This window comes from Leptolyngbya sp. GGD (genome assembly GCF_026735145.1).
GTDB classification, from domain to species: Bacteria; Cyanobacteriota; Cyanobacteriia; order Leptolyngbyales; family Leptolyngbyaceae; genus Leptolyngbya; species Leptolyngbya boryana.
The window spans coordinates 53,776-71,785 of sequence record NZ_JAPQKE010000008.1 but is presented as its reverse complement, the minus strand read 5'-3'; the positions used below and the strand labels follow the sequence as shown (position 1 = coordinate 71,785).

Sequence of the window (18,010 nt, the reverse complement as noted above, 5' to 3'; positions counted from 1 at the left end):
GGAAGACAATCGCAATCTCATCCCCTCGCCCTTATGATGGAATCTTGCGTTTGTTTCGGAATCCCAAGTCTTGAATCAATTCTCTTACCAGTGCCAAGCTCGTTGCACTCATACCCACGCCCGCGCTGGAGTCTTCCATACTCCTCACGGCATTGTCGAAACGCCTCGCTTCATGCCCGTCGGCACACTCGCCAATGTCAAAACCATTACGCCTGATCAACTCGAAGCCACAGGCGCACAGATGGTTTTGTCGAATACGTATCATCTGCATTTGCAGCCTGGAGAAGACATCGTAGAGCGAGCCGGAGGCGTACATCGATTTATGGGTTGGTCAAAGCCAATGCTGACCGATTCAGGCGGCTTCCAGGTCTTTAGCTTAAGTGAGATGAGAACGATCACCGATGAAGGCGTAACCTTCCGCTCGCCTCGCGATGGGCAAATGATCAAAATCACACCAGAGAAATCGATCCAGATTCAAAATGCTCTGGGTGCAGATGTGATCATGGCATTCGATGAATGTCCTCCACCGGGAGTGGGACGAGAAGCGACTGAGAAAGCAACTTCTCGAACCTACGATTGGCTAAAACGCTGTATTGAGGCACATGGGAGATCAGATCAAGCTTTATTTGGGATTGTGCAAGGGGGAGAATTCCTAGATCTCAGAGCCGAAGCCGTTCGACAATTGGCAGATTTAGATTTGCCAGGATATGCGATCGGAGGTGTCAGTGTTGGTGAAGCACCTGAGATTATCGATCGCGTTGTTCAAGCCACAACTCCTTTACTTCCCGACAATAAACCTCGCTATTTAATGGGTGTGGGAACCTATCGCGAAATCGCACGTGCGATCGCGGCTGGCATGGATTTATTCGATTGTGTGATTCCAACTCGACTGGCACGACACGGAGCCGCTTTAGTCCAAGGAGATCGCTGGAATTTGAAAAATGCGAAGTTCCGAGAGGACTTTCAGCCGATCGATGAAACTTGCCCGTGTTACACCTGCCAGAATTTCAGTCGGGCATATATCAGCCATTTGCTGCGGTCACAAGAACTGCTGGCTTACACCCTAATTTCGATTCACAATATTACTGAACTGATCCGATTCACCACCCAAATTCGGGCGGCGATTTTCAACGGCACGTTTCACACCGAATTCGCAAAATGGCTTACTCCTCTCTAGGGCATCAGCACTATGGAACTCTACGATAGCGACTTCTTCCAATGGACACAGCAGCAAGCTGACTCCTTGAAAAAAGGGCGTTGGGCAGAATTAGATATCGAAAATTTGATCGAGGAATTAGAAGCTTTGGGACGCAGTGAACAACGAGAGCTTGGCAGCTACTTGCAGGTTCTCATTTTGCATTTGCTCAAATATCAATATCAACCAGAACGAAGAACCAAAAGCTGGGAAACGACGATCATCAATTGCCGAGATCACATCCAAGATTGTCTAGAGGATACGCCTAGTTTGAGGCGGTTTCTTGAAGATCCAAGCTGGATTGAGAAGTACTATCGACGAGGATGCAGAGAAGCTGTGAAGGAAACCCACTTACCCAGTGCAACCTTTCCTCCTGAATGTCCTTACTCGATCGCAGAAATTCTTGATCCCAACTTTCTGCCTTAAAGACGACCCTCGAATCATGTTAAAATCCGTATCAATTATGAGTCCTGTGTTGGAGAGGTCATCGAGTCATGGAAGCAGCAATGCTACTTGCAAAATTGCCCGAAGCTTATTCGATTTTTGATCCGCTGGTTGATATCTTGCCTGTAATCCCTGTTTTCTTTCTGTTGCTGGCATTTGTATGGCAAGCAGCCGTCGGTTTCAAATAAGTTAATCGATCAAAACGATAAAAAAAAGAGGGGTCAACACTGCCCCCTTTTTTTGTTGTACGATGCTCGACCTTTGTTGCATTTATTTCCGACCGCCGATCGATTTTTGAAATGCCGGACGTGCTGTGATTCGCTGCATATAGCTCACCACATTCGGATATTCACTCAAATCCAGTTTTAACATCAACGGAATATAAGCAAGCAACGAACCAACTGCCACGTCTGAAACCGTAAACTGATCGCCTGCAATAAATTTACGCTTGCCAAAAATTTCATCGAGAGGCTGCATCAGTCGCGGCATTTCTCGCTCTCGATTCGTCTCTACGAAGATCCCAGGGCCCAACGTGGCATTGGCAAACAGCACCCATTGAGCCGCAATTGCACGCTGATTAACATCCGCATTGTCATAGCGATCGAGCAAATAGAGCAAGATCGCACCCGACTCCCAAAGTTTCAGATCCCCATCCACGATCGCAGGAACCTTGCCGAATGGATTGATCTCGCAGAATTCAGGCTGCCGATGTTCCCCAGTTTGCATATCAAGCAGGTCAAACTCATAAGGGATCTCTAATTCTTCGAGATACCACTGCACAATCGATGCTCGACTGCGCGCACCCCCAAACAGTTTCAACATAAAATTTTCTACAGAACCTTGTGCGTATATTCGTGTTGTTTCACATTATCCTCAGTCTTCACAATTCGCTGAGAATTTAACACTCGTTTCCGCTCGGTTGAGAAATTGAAATCCTCGCGTGTTGTACCTGTTGGAATGTGAGATTGAGCAATCGATCGCGCTTTATAGGTTCGAGCCGATGCCGTAGCGCGGAAAACAAAATCATCACAGAATTGCGCGTCTGATGGAAAACACTCTGGGAGATGTAACGCTTCACCCGGGATCACAGAGCCGAGCGTCGTCGCAGTTGCAACTTTATAAGAAGTTGGGATGCCTTTGACGATCGCTTCTAATGCCGCAGAAGGAATTGGCTCAACCACATTCACTTCATGGACCCCATCATCGTCTTTGATAAAGCAAGTCGCCAACCCAACGACGAGATAATCATCGCTAGCAAGATCAGTTGTGTGAGGATAGCAAATCGTTGTCGTCATAATTTTTGCATTTGAAGAGATATGCATTGAATGCGATCGTATCAAGTGCCTAGAACGCAAGTTTCAGAATGACTCAATTCTTAATCTGAATAAAAAAGGATCGTCTTAAACGATCCTTTTTCAGACTTGATCAAGTTCGCCTATTCACGATTGGCTGGCGCGGATTGCGAGGCTTGTTGTGCATTCGGTTTCAGCAGTGCCGTCCGTTGCAGCGTATTCAACGCTTGAGCGTACTGCGGATCTTGAATCGTTCCAATCAGTTTCGGATTGGTTGCCAAGAATTTCTGCTGAGCATCAGACAAATCAACCTTCACATCGGGTGAAATTCCCTTGTGGCTAATGTCTGTTCCGTTGGGCGTGTAGTAATGCGCGATCGTCACCGCCAGTCCCGATCCGTCAGACAGCGAATGCACCGATTGCACTAATGCCTTTCCAAAGGTCTGACTGCCAATCACCATTGCCCGCTTATTGTCTTTCAGCGCGCCTGTGAGAATCTCGCTCGAGCTTGCCGATCTACCATCGACCAAGACCACTAGCGGCAACTTCGTCAATTGTCTACCCGTCGCATAAGCCGTATCACTGCCGCCTTGACGATTCACCGTCTTGACGATCGCGCCTTTATCTAACCACATGCGGCTGATATCAATACTGGCTTGCAACAGCCCGCCTGGATTGCCGCGTAAATCAAGCACAAAGGCATCCACTTTCTGATCGCTCAATTTCTTGATCGCTCGCTCCATTTGTTCAGCAGCATGGCTGCTAAATTCAGCGAGGCGAATGTAGCCAATCTTGTTTTTGCCTTCTTGCCGGACATCTGCACGAACGGTTTGCAGTTCGATGCGTGCACGGGTCAGAGGTAGATTAAAGGCAGTCGCTCCATCTCGCCCGACTTGGAGCGTCACTTTTGTTCCGACTTCCCCTCGAATCAAATTGGATGCGTCTTCAACCGTCATGCCTTTGGTCGATTTGCCGTTGATCGCCAGAATGCGATCGCCTGACTTGATCCCCGCTCTTATCGCTGGAGAATTTTCTAACGGCTCAACCACAGTCAACACTTTAGTTTTTTCATTCTGCTCCAAGCGAATCCCAACCCCTGAAAGTTCTCCAGACGTTTGACTACTCAATGCCTCAAACTGCTTTTGATCCATAAAGCGGGTATAGGGATCATCGAGTTTTTTCAGAGCATCTCGAAGCGCTGTATATGCCTGCTGACGAGAGCTATAGTCTCGACTCAAAAGAGATTGCCGGACAGCACGCCAGTCATTTTTGTTAAACGTACCGTCTACATATTCGCGGTTCACAATCTGCCAAGCTTCGTCCAAAACAGATTTGGGGCTGTCTTGAAGTGCTGCCCGAACCGAGCGATCAGATCCAAATACGGATACAGCAGCTGTAGCTGCAACGACACCACTACAGAGAGCGACTTGAAGCAGCGATACACGGCGAGTGGGTTGGTTCATTGAGTATTGAGGAGGCGAGAAGTGGACAGTTAATAATTTACACCGGTCACTTAGGGTGACATTGGTCGAATTCGATCAACGAAATTTAATTAAGTTCAGGATTCAGGTGAAGAGTGGGGATCAGAATTACCCCAAAGACTAGATACAACGTATACGGAGCAATTCCGGTCAGTCTGACAGTTTTAGGACAGTTAATTAAGTGTCTCTGAGTTGAAAACGTGCCTTAATATGGCTCAGACAAGGTAACGATGAATGCAATCTTTATGACAATCTAACGGAATTTGGGCAAATTGTTGTAAGAATTTCTTGCGAGTTTTGTAAACCTTTCTTAATGAGGTTCTCTGTTGTGGTGTTAAGCGTGCGTCAAACTTGGAAGTCTTGTAGCGGGATCATTGCCCATGTGACGATCGCAGCAGTCGCGATCGCGGGAGTGATAACAATTCAGTACGATCGACTCAAACAACCTTCGATTACGTTAGAAACACCTGAGCAAGCAGAGCAACAGGAACGAGTCCGCCTCACTTTGCTCAGCAAAATGCCAAGTTTTGGGTTTGATAATATGGTGGCGAACTGGACATTCCTCAATTTTGTTCAGTATTACGGCGATGCACCTGCTCGGAAAGTCACTGGATTCTCGCTTGCTCCCCAGTATTTTGATATCGTGACGCGTCACGATCCTCGTTTTGTCGATAGCTACTTGTTTATTTCTGGCAGTATTTCGCATCAATTGGGTCAGCCAGAATTAGCGCTGAAATTGATGAAGCGAGGAACCGATGCGCTTACGCCTCAAATGCATCCCAAGGCTTTCTCAGTCTGGCGATTTGCGGGGTTAGATCAAATTTTATTGCTTGGGGATCTGCCAGGAGCAGCAAAATCGTTTGAAATGACTGCGAAATGGGCAGCGGAAAGCGAAGAGTACAAGCAGTTTGCACCGAACTTCCAGGAGACTGCCAATTTTCTCAAAACCAAGCCCAATATTGAAGCAGTGCAGTTTCAAGCTTGGCAAGTGGTTTATCAGGATGCCCTTGAAGTTGGGGATCAGCAATCGGTCGATCGCGCCAGACGCGAACTTTTAAAACTCGGTGCAATTGAGCGAAAAAACGAGCAAGGCGAGACGGTGTTTATCATGCCAACCGCGTTGCAGGAGAAAGCGCCGCCTCGTCAAAGGTGACGCTTTAGACAGAGCTGAGGCAACGGCAACAATTCGAGTGGTGCAATCTGCATTGTTGCCTCGAATGAACAGCTTAAAGAATCAACTGATCAATCATGCGATTCGCTTGTGATTCGTAGCCGCCTCCAAACAAATTAAAATGATTCAGAATGTGATACAGGTTATAGAGTTTTTTTCGCTGGTGATAGCCTGCATCGATCGCAAAAATTTCGTCATATCCTCGATAAAATTCGGCAGGAAAGCCCCCAAACAGTTCGGTCATTGCCAAATCCACTTCTCGATCGCCCCAATAGGTTGCTGGATCGAAAATGACAGGCTCCCCAGATTGGGTTACTGCTGCATTTCCTGACCACAAATCTCCATGCACGATCGACGGTTTTGGAGTGTGATTTGCAAGTAATTCTGGAATCTGTTCGAGGAGGCGATCGCCATTGCGAAATCGTCCGCCGTTTTGATGTCCTAATTCAAGCTGATATCCAATCCGATATTGGGTGAAAAAGTCTACCCAATTCGCTGTCCAAGGATTCTTCTGAGGCGTTGAGCCGATCGTATTATCGCGCTCCCACCCAAACGCGGTCGATTTTTGAAATTGATGCATTCGAGCCAGATTGCGCCCCAATTCTGCCCAAGCTTGAGAACTCCCGCGACCGAGTTCCAGCCACTCCAAGACAATATAGGCAGAATTTCCAGCAACCCCAACGCACATGGGCTTCGGAACGCGAATGGCTTGCGCTTCTGCCATCTGTTTGAGTCCGAGCGCTTCGGCTGTAAACATCTCCAGTTGATCAGCCTGATTGAGCTTAACGAAGAAGGTGAAATTGCCATCGCTCACCTGATAGCCCTGATTGATGCAACCTCCACCCACAGAACGTCGATCGCGACTTTCAAACGGGTGGGAAATTGCTTGACTAATCTGAGCATCGATCTGCGTCCACATAGTCTATATTTCTCAGGTCTATTTTCCCGGCTTCACGACAACACAACCATACGCCTGAGTTGGCAAATAAGTTTGTGCTGCATTTTGCAGGTCTACAGCAGACAGAGATTGAATATAAGTCGGATAGTTGAATGCTGGCTCTAAATCGCCGACTAGAGCTTGATAATAGCCATACAAACCCGAGCGATCGCTGGGTGTTTCGTTGCCAAACGTGAAATGATTTGCAACTTGAGTTCGCACTCGATCCAGTTCGGATGCGCTCACGAATTCGTTTTGTAGAGCTTGAATATGCTCTAACAGCGCTGCTTCAACCGCTTCAATATTTTCGACTGGCAACTGAGCAGACAAACAGAAAATGCCTTGGTGACGATAGTTCATATTGCTCGCCGACACACTGGACACTAAGCCGCGATTCTCACGCAAGTCTTTGACGAGTCTTGCTGTTCTGCCATGTCCGAGAATGCTCGCGATTCCGTCTAAAGCATAGGTTTGCTTGAGATTGTCTAATCCTGGAACCCGCCATAACAGCATTAATCGCGCTTGAGTCAGACTGGGATCTACATGTTCTTGACGAATAATTTCAGTGAACGGCTGTTCTGCAAACAGTCGATCGCGTTCCGGTGCAGCCGTGGGCAAAGCGTGAGAAACACTGTCTTCGACAATTTGAATCAGTTGATCAACCGGAAGATTTCCAACTGCAACCGCCGTCATCGATCGAGGTTGATACCAAGTGGAATGAAAATCTCGCATTTGTTGAGCGCTGAGATGTTCAATTACGGAAGTTGGCCCTAAAACTTGTCGTCGATACGGCAGGGTTTCAAATGCCATTTCTGACATATGTTGATAGGTGCGACGACGAGGATTGTCTTGCGATCGCCGAATTTCTTCTAACACTACAAATCGCTCGCGTTCAAATCCATCTTCTGGAATCCGAGCATTCAGCACCACGTCCATTTGCAAGGGTGCTAAAGCTGCGAAATCTTTGGGAGCGGTCGTAATGTAGTAATGCGTGTAATCTTGGCTGGTTGCGGCATTTGTGACTGCACCACAGCGTTCGATCTGTTGCTCAAATTCGCCACTTTTCAAGCGATCGGTTCCTTTGAACACCATATGCTCTAAAAAGTGAGCCATTCCGTTAATCGCATCTGATTCGATCGCACTTCCGACATCTAGCCAAACATTGAGATTGACTGCATCGACGGGAATTTGTTCGGCAATAATCGTCAACCCATTCGAGAGGCGATGGATCGTGGGCGCGTTCAGCTTCGGAGATTTAATCAACGTTGAAGTCATGGCTTACCTGTAGCGTCGCTTTACTTATCTTAGTCTTCCGAAAGTGGCAATTGACACTCTAAATCTTTAGATTTCAAGCAAAAGCTTGCACCAATGGATTGTGCACGATGCTCTGCAATTCTTTACAATGAAGTCAGAAGGTTAAGTTTTTTTAAGCAGTATAGAAAGATGCCCCAGAAAGTTGTTGTTGTCGGTGCTGGAATTGGTGGATTAACTGCGGCTGCCCTTCTCGCTCATCGCGGGTATGAAGTCCTGGTTTTAGATCAAGCCCTTGTTCCAGGCGGATGCGCTTCAACATTCAAACGGCAAGGCTTTACCTTCGATGTGGGTGCGACCCAGGTTGCAGGATTAGAACCGGGTGGAATTCATCACCGAATTTTCTCAGAGCTTGAGATCGATTTACCCCCTGCGACATTTTGCGATCCAGCCTGTGCAGTTTATCTTCCGGGTGAAAGTGAGCCGATTCAGGTTTGGCGAGATCCCGATCGCTGGAAAGCAGAACGCCAAAAACAATTTCCCGGCAGCGAACCGTTTTGGCAATTGCTGAATGATTTATTCCGCTACAGTTGGCAGTTTCAATCCCGCGATCCGGTGCTTCCACCGCGAAACGTTTGGGATTTATGGCAACTGACAAAAGCCGTTCGACCGAATACACTGCTCACTTTGCCACATACCTTCTCAACGGTCGGTGATGCGTTGCGAGGATATGGATTAAACGATCGCCGACTTCGCACGTTTCTCGATCTGCAATTGAAACTCTATTCTCAAGTGAGTGCCGAGGAAACTGCGTTGCTTTATGCTGCAACAGCTTTAAGTGTTTCTCAAGCGCCCCAAGGCTTGTTTCATTTGCAAGGCAGTATGCAGGTTTTGAGCGATCGCTTAGTCGAAGCTTTGGAGCGCGATCGCGGCAAACTTTTAATGCGGCACAGCGTTGAGCAAATCCACACGCAAGCGGGACGCACGACAGGGGTGACGATTCGGAATCAGAAAACGAATGAATCTTGGTTCGAGTCTGCGGATCACGTGGTTGCAAACGTGACGGTTCAGAATTTAGTCGAACTTTTAGGAAAAGATGCGCCTCAAGGGTATCAGCGTCGAGTCGAGAAATTGCCGCCTGCTTCGGGCGCGTTTGTGATTTATTTAGGAGTCGATCGAGCTGCAATTCCTGCCGATTGCCCGCCTCATTTACAATTTCTCTACGATTACGAAGGCGCGATCGGTGAAAATAATTCCCTGTTCGTTTCAGTCAGTCACGAAGGAGATGGTCGCGCTCCAGCCGGAAAAGCAACGATCATCGCGTCTTCTTTCACCGATACAGGCGCTTGGAAAAATAGTGGTGATTATGAGGCGATGAAGCAGCAGTATGCAGAAGAAGCGATCGCGAAATTAGGGCAGTATTTCAAACTCGATCCATCGACGATCGTGTATCAAGAATCTGCGACTCCCAGAACATTCCAGCGATTTACAGGACGTGCAGATGGAATTGTAGGAGGCATTGGGCAGCGCATCCCGACATTTGGGCCTTTTGGATTTGCAAATCGAACGCCAATTCAGCAGCTTTGGCTGGTCGGAGATTCGACCCATCCCGGAGAAGGAACCGCAGGCGTGAGCTATTCTGCATTAACGGTTGTGCGCCAAATCGAAGCTTTAGCCTTGCCACGTGCCTGAAAAAATACTTTTGACGGCGATCGCAATTCGGTCTAAATCCTCATTCAATAGCGGTGGACAATCGCGACTTTTGCCTAACCCATTATTAAATAAGCGTCTTGCTTCATTAGAAATCGAAAATAATGCAGCAGCCAATGTGCGATCGAGGGTGGTTTGATCTTTCAACGCATCAAATACGACTCTCAACGCCAGCAAAATTGAAGTGACTTGACCCGGAACAGGCGGTTTTCCTTGACCCAACCGTCCCAGAAAGGTATCGCTGGCAGTCGAATTCGTTTGGTCAATTAAGAGCTGACGTGCAGTTTCGTAATCCACGATCGAGCGATCCGAGCGAAATGAACTGTACCACTTTAGCGTGAATTCACAACTTTGCTTCATACATAAAAAATCGGGGAGAGAGTTGTATCCTCTTTCCCCGATTTACCAGAGTTTGAATTGTTTTGTCCGTCTTGGAGTTTCTTGCGTAGGACTTGATTGCGTTTCTTGAGTTGTCTTTGTCTCGCCGCTCCACCTTTTCCTTTATCGTTTCGCCCTTCTCGTCTGGGCGATTCCCAACGTTTCATCATCGCCATATTTCATGTCCTTTTGATTCGTATCTAAATTTTAGCGCGAGAATCAAGCCTGTCAAAGGGTGAAGCCAACGGTTAACCGCCCTGAATTTTGACTAGGGATTAATAATTTGAAGGACATCAATTTGAATCGTTGGAAATGCGATCGCATGAATTATGCCGCTATTCTGTTCTGTGATTGAAGTGTATTCAGACCCCTGAGGATCGCGATGAACAATGAGGCGGTTTTTCTTGACATCGACGATCCAATATTCAGAAATGCCAGCCGTCGCATAAACTGCTAACTTGACGGATTGATCATGATTCAAGGTTGAATCCGAATACTCAATTAAAAAGAAAATATCTTCGGGATAGGGATGATGATGACGATATGAACTTCCTGGAGGACGAACAACCGCGATATCTGGTTCTGGTTCTGAGTGGTTGGGTAATGTGATTGGCTTCGCTTGTCGAATATAGGCATGTGGCTCTAAAAGACGTGCAAGATACCGATCAGCCTCTTGGCTCTGATAAGCGTGTGGCGGGTTCTCAGGAGGCATCTCGATAATTTGACCATTTAATAACTCGACATGGCTGTTACCAAGCAAACCAGTCTCAATGAGTTGATGGTACTCATCGATCGTCCAGCGCTTTAGTTGAAGTGCGGTTTCAGCCATTTCAACCTCTGATACTCTATTCCGATTGCCCTAATCATAATTGAGAAAGCACTTTGCCCAACGTGATGTAGCTTCAGACGATCGTGCAAAATTAGATATTTTCAAGAAATTCTAAAGTTCCGGCTGTTGACCAGTTTTAAGTTTGATCATTAAGCTTGGTAATTTGTGATGGGCGGAGAGAGAATCGAACTCTCATACCTTTCGGTGCCACATTTTGAGTGTGGTGCGTCTACCAGTTTCGCCATCCGCCCTTGGATGTCTTAATCAATATAATCTGTTTTGTCACTTTAACGCAAGCATCTAAAAAATCGTATTTTCCGAACCAAAAAAGATTGGTTGGAATCTCGCAAAGCGCTTTATTCTTAGATTAAGAGTCTCTGCAACGTTTTGTAGAGTTTTGTTTGTCCGCGATCGCCCCTCAACACGAATCATGGCTTTCTTTCGTCAATACATCGCTCCGTTGATCGTTGTTCTCGTATTTTTGTTTTCCCTAGTCGTTGTTAGTGCTCGAATTTTTCTACCGAGTGACATGGCAGCACCTGCACCTATTGAAGAAGTCACTCCTCGTGGTGATAAAGCACAATCTCCTGATGTCGATGCAGTTGCAGGTTTACCGCCCGCACTTGCACCGTTTATTCAGGGCTTGCCGAATGATCCGACTCAGCTTTAAACGATCGTGTCGGAATTCCTGCCAGGATATGTGCTTGAACGCGGCTCAGGTAGCGGACGCGATCGCGATCGATTGCTAACGTTTATGCAGAATACCTATACAGAACTATTTCCCGGGCGCAATTTTCCTCAGCTTGAGTCTGCGATCGCGCGGTTTTTCTCTGCTGAAACACCTTTGCAGTGGGTTCAATGTTCAACTCGTTCCGGTTGGAATCCAATTGCCGGATTATGGCTTGGAAGCGCAATTGAGCAAGGCACAGGCGAACGACAGACCCATATTTTGTTGCTATATGTCATGCCTGAACATCGACGCAAGGGGATCGGAGCGGCACTCGTGCGTTACGCTGAAACATGGGCAAAAATGCGCGGCGATCGCCAGATCGGGCTGCAAGTTTTTGAAACAAATTTGCCTGCACTGTCACTCTATCAAGCCCTAGGGTATGGCACCCAATCCCGCTGGATGACAAAATCGATCGATTAGCAGAATAAAATAAATCCCATGTATAGCAATGATGATTTAAAGGTTTTAGACCTAGAAGAGGATTTAGCCGATCCGTTGGATGAACTGCCGACGGTCGAGGATGAGGTTGCTGCCAAGCCTGATCCGGAGGCGATGCTGCCTTTATTGGATGCTGCCGATATTCAGCAACGCATGTTAGCAGCACGAGCTTTCTGTGATGTGCAAGACGATCGTGCCATTCCAAAACTGATTGCACTGTTGAGCGATCCTTGTCCGTTAGTGCGGGTGAGTGCAGCGTATGCGTTAGGAAGAAATCCTAGCCCGGAAGCGGTGGAGTCATTAGTCGATCGCTATCAGCAAGATTGGAATGGCTATGTCCGCAAAGGAGTCGTTTGGGCACTGGGGAATTGTCGCGATCGACGATCGCTTAATACCTTAACCGAGGCGGTCAAAACTGATATTTCAGCCGTTCGCTTATGGGCAGCAAGTTCTCTTGCCCAGATGGCAACCCTCGGATACGACGTAATCGTTGCCGCCGTTCCACCTTTAATTGAAGGATTAAGACGTGATCCGGTTGCAGCCATTCGGAGCAATTGCGCTTGGGCATTGGGTGAGTTGTGTCGAGAGATGCCATCGAATGTCGTTTATGCAACTGCGATCGATGCCTTGATCGAGGCGTTTGCAGAAGACGAAGATTCTGGCGTGCGAGAAGATGCCAAAGCTGCAATGCTCAAAGTTGGAGACGCACGCGGCTTACAAGTGATTGAAACGTTGGAACAAGAAGATTGGTTCTAAAGGAAAGCCGGAGTGTTGTAACGCCCCGGCTTTTGAAGGTCTAAACGTCGTAGATTCGGCACTCTGGCGCATCTGGATTATCGTCACAGAAAACAGTCAGCGAAGTTTTCACCGCCGATCGGCGATGTGAGATTTCAGCTTGAACTTCTTCAACCGCATCCCACGCCGCCGCACAATCATCGGAAATTGTTCCATTGGTACTGCACACATCGTGAGCGGATTCGATCAGAGTATTGAGGCGCTGTTCGATCGTCACATTGCCTGTTGCTTGAGCCATAACTTTAACCCTTGGTGTAGTGAGAACTGGGTGACTTCTTTTAGTGTGCAACCGAATTCCAAAACTGGGCAGAGTCTTATCTTTAATTTAACGATTCAGAAAACTCGAATGTCGCAGGCGCTTTAGTCAGATCTGCTGAGTTGACTGAATTGCGATCGCCCTGTTCGTCATCTGCTCCATCCATCTGATAGATGCAAGGTAAGGCAGAATTCCCGATGGTAGGAAAAGTGCCAAAGTTCGCCTTAAACTCATTGCAGAGCAGAATCATGGAAGCCTTTGATAATACATTGCTGAGCAGCTATATCCAAACGGTTCAGCAGCGGACACAAGTTCTATATAAAAATACAAAAGACTCTAAGCAATCTTCTGCAAGCATAGAAGATTGTTTAGAGGAATTATTCTCAGCCTTAGAAGAACTGAGTATTGCAGAAGAAGAATTACGACAACAAAATGAAATGTTAATCGCAGCTCAGTCTGAGATTGAAGCAGAGCGACAGCGTTATCAAGAGTTGTTTGAATTTGCGCCGGATGCGTACTTAATTACGGATCTATATGGAATCATTCGAGAGGCAAATCGGGTCGCACTTCAACAATTTAATATTGCTCATCGGCATTTGATCCAGAAACCGTTAATCAGCTTTATTCCTGAACATCAGCGTCAGGCATTTCGATCGATTCTGAATCAATTACCAACGATTTATCGAGTCCAAGAATGGGAAGTGATGGTTTGTGGACGCAAGCGTGAGCCGTTCATCGCAGCAATTACAGTTGAAGCAGTACTTGATCAACAAGGAAAAGCAACTGCACTGCGCTGGCTGATTCGCGACATTACGAATCGCAAACGCACTGAGGCACAACTTCAAGACACTCAACTTCAAAATCTGGAACTGATCGAAATCGATCGACTCAAAGACCAGTTCATGGCAACGATTTCTCACGAACTGCGAACGCCAATGAATGCAATTTTGGGATTTTCTCGGCTGATTGGCGATCGCGTTGCGCTTTTGGGTGATGGTAGGTTGAACCAAATGGTGGATCATGTCGTTCGCAATAGTCATCATTTGTTAGCCATGATCGAAGAACTGCTCGACTTTTCTAAGCTCAAATCTCGAAAGCTTGAACTTCGACCCGCAGGATTTGATCTGGTTCAGATTGCTTCTGAAACGATTCAGGATCTTCGCTGTTTAGCAGAGCAAAAAGGCTTAGCGTTAGAGCTTGATTGTTCGCAGGACAGTTTACCGATCGTCAATGATCCGGGTCGAATTCGCCAAATTTTAGTGAATCTGATTTCTAATGCCGTCAAATTTACGGATTCAGGTCTTGTTACTGTCGGCTTCTGGGAAGCTCCAGAAGGACGGATTTTAATTGTGGTTCAAGATACCGGAATTGGTATTGATGTCGCCGATCAAGAGAATATTTTTCAAGAATTTTGGCAAGTGAATCAATCGCGCACTCGACAAGTCGGCGGCACAGGCTTGGGACTCGCGATCGTTCATGCTCTGGTAGAATTAATGGACGGATCAATCTCAATCCACAGCAAAGTCGATCAGGGCACAACGATTCGGGTCGAGCTTCCTCGCCGCATTGCACCGCTCTAAACCCGCGTTTTCATTGCCTCCACGATTTCATTGCCCTGAACGAAGTTGAAGACCCCACCTAGTTGTCATACATCTCTGAAGCGATTGTATATCTGAGCAATTGGCTAAGCTCAGCAGTCCTTATAGGGGAATTTGCAGAGTTAACACCGGACTTTGAAGCTAGTGCGGGACAGCATTGAATTTCTAAACAATCCGCGATCGCATCTCTCTTGATCACTGATCAGAAGGAGCTATGACTAAACCTAATATTATTGCGATCGGGGCTTCGGCAGGTGGAGTCGAAACGCTGTCGAACTTAGTGAGTCAACTCCCGAGCGATTTAGATGCAGCGATCTTTGTGGCGATCCATTTCCCTCCTCGTGCAACTAGTGTTCTTCCCCAAATTCTCAATCGCCTCAAGACGCTTCCTGCACAGCATCCAGCAGAAGGAGACGCGATCGCACCCGGACAAATTTACATTGCACCTCCTGACCATCATTTATTCGTTCGGCAGGGTCACATTCATCTTGATCACGGTGCGCGGGAAAATGGACATCGCCCTGCGATCGATACATTGTTTCGCTCGATCGCGTATGCTTACGGTCGGCAGGCAATTGGAGTCATCTTAACTGGAACGCTAGACGATGGGACGGCTGGACTGTTGACCATTAAAGCTCGTGGCGGCATTGCGATCGTACAAGATCCAAATGAAGCCTTATTTGCTGGAATGCCGCTCAGCGCAATCAATGCGGTAGAAGTAGACGAAATTTTGAGGGTCAGAGACATTGCAAAGCGATTAATCGAGCTTTCCCTCACACCTATCCATGAGCAAAAGCCGATGACTGACGAAATTTCGCATGAAAGGGAGTGGGTAGCACAGGAAAAAGCTGCGAGCGAGCGAGGAGAGCGAACAGGATTAGCATCTACCTTTACCTGTCCTGACTGTGGTGGTGTGCTGTGGGAGTTGCATGATCAAAATTTGATGCGATATCGCTGTCATGTGGGTCATGCTTATTCGATCGATAGCTTGCTCTCGGAAAAAGACAACAGTTTAGAACGAGCGCTTTGGACAGCCCATCGTGCCTTAGAAGAAAAAGCGGCACTGGCACGGCGCATGGCAGCACAAGCGAAGCGATCGAATTACTCCATGTCAGAAGCACAATTTCTGGAACGAGCAGCAGAAGCGGAAAATCATGCGGCAGTGTTGAAACAGGTCTTGTCTCAGCAGATTGAGTTGCAGCCTCACCCAGAGGAAATCGATTAGGCTCAGCAGATCTTGCCCTCAAGACCATGCTTGAGCATTTCGTTTCTGATGTCCTCCTGCCCGTGAATAGAATTCACAATCTCTACAGCGCGAAGTCCCTTGAGCGAGAGTGACAGCCGGATTGAGAACTTTAATCTTTATTCAAAGGGGTTCGCGCACCGTTCAATCCGGATTCAAATTCCAGTGCGGACAGAATCGATCTCAAAAAAACCTTCAAATGCAAGTCTAGCAACGTTAACGTTATGACCCACAAAAACGCCGCAGGCGTACAAGGACAAATCAAGTGGAAGACCATCAAACTAATATTGAACTCGAAGCACTGCTGGACTACATCAAACAGAGCCGTGGCTTTGACTTTACAGGCTACAAGCGCCCCAGCTTAGTGCGTCGCATTCACAAAGCAATGCAGACAGTCGGAGTCGAAGGATATAGTAACTATTTAGATTATCTCGAAGTTCATCCTGAAGAGTTCGAGCAATTATTTAATACACTGCTGATCAATGTCACTTGCTTTTTCCGCGATCGACCTGCTTGGGATTGCATTCGCAGCGAGATTGTTCCGCAAATTCTGGCTCAGAAAGATCCAACTGACCCGATTCGTATTTGGACAGCGGGCTGTGCCTCGGGTCAGGAAGCCTACACGATCGCAATTTTGCTGGCAGAAGTTTTAGGCATTAAACCGTTTCGCGATCGCGTCAAAATTTACGCTACAGATGTTGATGAAGACGCGCTCAATCAAGCACGTCAGGCTAGCTATTCTAATAGTGAACTGACTGAATTGACTCCTGAACAGATCGAGCACTTCTTTGAGCAGTCCGATGCTCTCTATGTCTTTCGCAAAGACTTACGGCAATCTGTGATTTTTGGACGACATGATCTGATTCATGACGCGCCCATTTCCAGAATTGATTTGCTCATCTGTCGGAATACGTTGATGTATCTCAATGCCGAAACTCAGGCGAAGATTCTGACTCGATTTCACTTTTCTCTGCGAGAGAGTGGCTTTCTGTTTTTGGGTAAAGCTGAAATGCTGCTGTCTCATACGAGCACGTTTGCCCCAGTTCAGTTGAAACATCGCATCTTCTCAAAAGTGCCCAGAGCAACTTTTGCACATCGACCTGTAGCAACCAGTCAACCGACTCAAGATGAAGCGTTCAACTTCTTACCGAGCTATGCGCGACTCCGTGACTCAGTATTTGAAACTGCGCCCCTTGCGAGGCTAGTGATCGATGCGGCTGGTTTTCTTGCCTTGGTCAATGAACGTGCTCGATCGCTGTTTGGCATTAGTCTTCGAGATATCGATCGCCCGATCCAGGACTTAGAAATTTCCTACCGCCCGGTCGAACTCCGATCGTGTATCGAGCAAGTTTATATCGATCGTCGATCGGTGACTCTTTGCAATGTCGAATGGCAAACCGCCCGTGAACTGATCTATCTAGACGTGCAAATCACGCCTTTAATTGATCCGTCGGACAATATTCTTGGTGTCAGTGTCAGCTTTACTGATGTGACGCGATACAAACGGTTGCAGGAAGAACTCGAACACTCGAATCAAGAATTGGAGACAGCGTACGAAGAACTGCAATCGACCAATGAGGAATTAGAAACGACAAATGAAGAACTGCAATCGAGCAATGAAGAATTAGAAACAACCAACGAAGAACTGCAATCGACCAACGAAGAACTCGAAACGATGAACGAGGAGCTTCAATCAACCAATGAAGAACTCCAAACCGTCAACAAAGAACTTCAACGTCGCAGCGAAGAACTAAATCAAAGCCATGCCTTTCTAGAATCAATCCTCAAAAGCTTGAAAGGTGGAGTGGTCGTCGTCGATCGAGACTTGCGTGTTCAGATCTGGAATCACAAAGCCGAGGATCTCTGGGGCATGCGCCCTGAAGAAGCGATCGGGCAGAATTTTCTCAATCTCGATATTGGGCTGCCTGTCGAAGCGCTATGCCAACCGATTCGGGACTGTCTGTTGGGATTGTCTGAGGGCACAATCGATCTGATGCTGACATCGGTTAATCGTCGGGGACGCAGCATTCAATGTCATGTCACTTGCACTCCATTGGTCAGAAGTGAAGGCACAACTCAGGGCGTAATTTTGCTGATGGAAGAATGGAAAAATGAGGGGGTTGGCTCCTGAGGATGAGGGTTCGATGCGTCAGTATCCAGAGGATTAGCTCCATCAGAGAAATAACCTCACAAGCATCTTAGAGCGCGAATCCATTGCTCTAAAATCTCTCAGTTTATCGCAGCAAAACTTAATAGATCCCC

21 protein-coding genes and 1 tRNA gene are annotated in these 18,010 nt (G+C 47.2%); 11 read left to right on the top strand and 11 right to left on the bottom strand.

Features of this window, described 5'->3' with window-relative positions; genetic code table 11:
* Window positions 1-70: 70 nt before the first annotated feature.
* The 3 genes from tgt to OU814_RS26090 all read left to right on the top strand — a co-directional run bounded on the left by tgt (window position 71) and on the right by OU814_RS26090 (window position 1,827).
* On the top strand, window positions 71-1,177 hold the full coding sequence (gene tgt, locus OU814_RS26100) for a tRNA guanosine(34) transglycosylase Tgt (protein ID WP_268242598.1): 1,107 nt from the start codon (window positions 71-73) through the stop codon (window positions 1,175-1,177).
* 12 nt (window positions 1,178-1,189) lie between these two features.
* Window positions 1,190-1,621, top strand: coding sequence for a DUF29 domain-containing protein (locus tag OU814_RS26095; protein ID WP_268242597.1), 432 nt, complete (start codon window positions 1,190-1,192; stop codon window positions 1,619-1,621).
* Window positions 1,622-1,689: 68 nt separating this feature from the next.
* Window positions 1,690-1,827, top strand: coding sequence for a photosystem II reaction center protein K (locus OU814_RS26090; protein ID WP_017289085.1), 138 nt, complete (start codon window positions 1,690-1,692; stop codon window positions 1,825-1,827).
* Window positions 1,828-1,909: 82 nt separating this feature from the next.
* Here the strand turns inward: OU814_RS26090 and OU814_RS26085 are convergent, their stop codons facing one another.
* From OU814_RS26085 to ctpB, 3 genes are all read right to left on the bottom strand, one after another.
* Window positions 1,910-2,461 carry a glutathione S-transferase family protein gene (locus OU814_RS26085; protein WP_017289086.1) on the bottom strand — a complete coding sequence of 184 codons (552 nt, stop codon included), beginning with the start codon at window positions 2,459-2,461 and terminating at the stop codon, window positions 1,910-1,912.
* Between the two features lie 8 nt (window positions 2,462-2,469).
* Window positions 2,470-2,934, bottom strand: coding sequence for a hypothetical protein (locus tag OU814_RS26080; protein WP_026148752.1), 465 nt, complete (start codon window positions 2,932-2,934; stop codon window positions 2,470-2,472).
* Between the two features lie 140 nt (window positions 2,935-3,074).
* The gene (gene ctpB / locus OU814_RS26075) at window positions 3,075-4,394 is read right to left on the bottom strand and encodes a carboxyl-terminal processing protease CtpB (RefSeq protein ID WP_017289088.1); all 1,320 of its coding nucleotides are present in this window, start codon (window positions 4,392-4,394) and stop codon (window positions 3,075-3,077) included.
* A 331-nt stretch (window positions 4,395-4,725) separates the two neighbouring features.
* On the opposite strand from ctpB, the gene OU814_RS26070 reads away from it, so the two are divergent.
* Window positions 4,726-5,565 (top strand): hypothetical protein, encoded by an 840-nt coding sequence (locus tag OU814_RS26070; protein ID WP_268242596.1) that lies wholly within the window; start codon window positions 4,726-4,728, stop codon window positions 5,563-5,565.
* A gap of 73 nt (window positions 5,566-5,638) precedes the next feature.
* On the opposite strand, the gene OU814_RS26065 is transcribed toward OU814_RS26070, so the two are convergent.
* Together OU814_RS26065 and OU814_RS26060 are read right to left on the bottom strand one after the other, a co-directional pair.
* Window positions 5,639-6,502, bottom strand: coding sequence for a fructosamine kinase family protein (locus OU814_RS26065; RefSeq protein WP_268242595.1), 864 nt, complete (start codon window positions 6,500-6,502; stop codon window positions 5,639-5,641).
* An 18-nt stretch (window positions 6,503-6,520) separates the two neighbouring features.
* Window positions 6,521-7,795 carry a M16 family metallopeptidase gene (locus OU814_RS26060; RefSeq protein ID WP_268242594.1) on the bottom strand — a complete coding sequence of 425 codons (1,275 nt, stop codon included), beginning with the start codon at window positions 7,793-7,795 and terminating at the stop codon, window positions 6,521-6,523.
* Window positions 7,796-7,963: 168 nt separating this feature from the next.
* Here OU814_RS26060 and crtD point away from each other — a divergent pair, with 168 nt between their 5' ends.
* Window positions 7,964-9,463, top strand: a complete 1,500-nt coding sequence (crtD, locus tag OU814_RS26055; RefSeq protein WP_268242593.1) for a C-3',4' desaturase CrtD — start codon at window positions 7,964-7,966, stop codon at window positions 9,461-9,463.
* Here the strand turns inward: crtD and OU814_RS26050 are convergent.
* The 4 genes from OU814_RS26050 to OU814_RS26035 form a co-directional block, all read right to left on the bottom strand.
* A complete protein-coding gene (locus tag OU814_RS26050) occupies window positions 9,443-9,841 on the bottom strand; it encodes a hypothetical protein (RefSeq protein WP_017289093.1) in 399 nt (132 codons plus the stop codon). The genes crtD and OU814_RS26050 overlap by 21 nt on opposite strands.
* Window positions 9,838-10,029: a hypothetical protein gene (locus OU814_RS26045; protein WP_239741187.1), complete on the bottom strand. Its 192-nt coding sequence runs from the start codon at window positions 10,027-10,029 to the stop codon at window positions 9,838-9,840. Before OU814_RS26045 ends, OU814_RS26050 begins: the two co-directional genes overlap by 4 nt.
* Window positions 10,030-10,127: 98 nt before the next feature.
* Window positions 10,128-10,688 (bottom strand): Uma2 family endonuclease, encoded by a 561-nt coding sequence (locus OU814_RS26040; protein ID WP_268242592.1) that lies wholly within the window; start codon window positions 10,686-10,688, stop codon window positions 10,128-10,130.
* Window positions 10,689-10,857: 169 nt separating this feature from the next.
* Window positions 10,858-10,939 (bottom strand) — tRNA-Leu (locus tag OU814_RS26035).
* A gap of 179 nt (window positions 10,940-11,118) precedes the next feature.
* Between OU814_RS26035 and OU814_RS26030 the strand changes: the two genes are divergently transcribed.
* Genes OU814_RS26030 through OU814_RS26020 form a run of 3 tightly spaced genes read left to right on the top strand, consistent with a single transcriptional unit; the run spans window position 11,119 to window position 12,612 of the window.
* Window positions 11,119-11,358 carry a hypothetical protein gene (locus OU814_RS26030; RefSeq protein WP_017289096.1) on the top strand — a complete coding sequence of 80 codons (240 nt, stop codon included), beginning with the start codon at window positions 11,119-11,121 and terminating at the stop codon, window positions 11,356-11,358.
* Between the two features lie 6 nt (window positions 11,359-11,364).
* On the top strand, window positions 11,365-11,838 hold the full coding sequence (locus OU814_RS26025) for a GNAT family N-acetyltransferase (RefSeq protein WP_268242591.1): 474 nt from the start codon (window positions 11,365-11,367) through the stop codon (window positions 11,836-11,838).
* An 18-nt stretch (window positions 11,839-11,856) separates the two neighbouring features.
* On the top strand, window positions 11,857-12,612 hold the full coding sequence (locus OU814_RS26020; RefSeq protein WP_017289098.1) for a HEAT repeat domain-containing protein: 756 nt from the start codon (window positions 11,857-11,859) through the stop codon (window positions 12,610-12,612).
* A 40-nt stretch (window positions 12,613-12,652) separates the two neighbouring features.
* Here the strand turns inward: OU814_RS26020 and OU814_RS26015 are convergent, their stop codons facing one another.
* Together OU814_RS26015 and OU814_RS26010 are read right to left on the bottom strand one after the other, a co-directional pair.
* Window positions 12,653-12,889 (bottom strand): Calvin cycle protein CP12, encoded by a 237-nt coding sequence (locus OU814_RS26015; RefSeq protein ID WP_268242590.1) that lies wholly within the window; start codon window positions 12,887-12,889, stop codon window positions 12,653-12,655.
* An 82-nt stretch (window positions 12,890-12,971) separates the two neighbouring features.
* Entirely contained in the window at window positions 12,972-13,157 is a 186-nt protein-coding gene (locus OU814_RS26010; protein ID WP_268242589.1) for a hypothetical protein, read from the bottom strand.
* On the opposite strand from OU814_RS26010, the gene OU814_RS26005 reads away from it, so the two are divergent.
* From OU814_RS26005 to OU814_RS25995, 3 genes are all read left to right on the top strand, one after another.
* Entirely contained in the window at window positions 13,156-14,487 is a 1,332-nt protein-coding gene (locus tag OU814_RS26005; protein WP_268242588.1) for a PAS domain-containing sensor histidine kinase, read from the top strand. The two genes, OU814_RS26010 and OU814_RS26005, sit on opposite strands and share 2 nt — an antisense overlap.
* Before the next feature lie 232 nt (window positions 14,488-14,719).
* Window positions 14,720-15,730, top strand: a complete 1,011-nt coding sequence (locus OU814_RS26000) for a chemotaxis protein CheB (protein WP_268242587.1) — start codon at window positions 14,720-14,722, stop codon at window positions 15,728-15,730.
* Between the two features lie 283 nt (window positions 15,731-16,013).
* A complete protein-coding gene (locus OU814_RS25995; protein WP_268242586.1) occupies window positions 16,014-17,879 on the top strand; it encodes a CheR family methyltransferase in 1,866 nt (621 codons plus the stop codon).
* The last annotated feature ends 131 nt before the right edge of the window (window positions 17,880-18,010 follow it).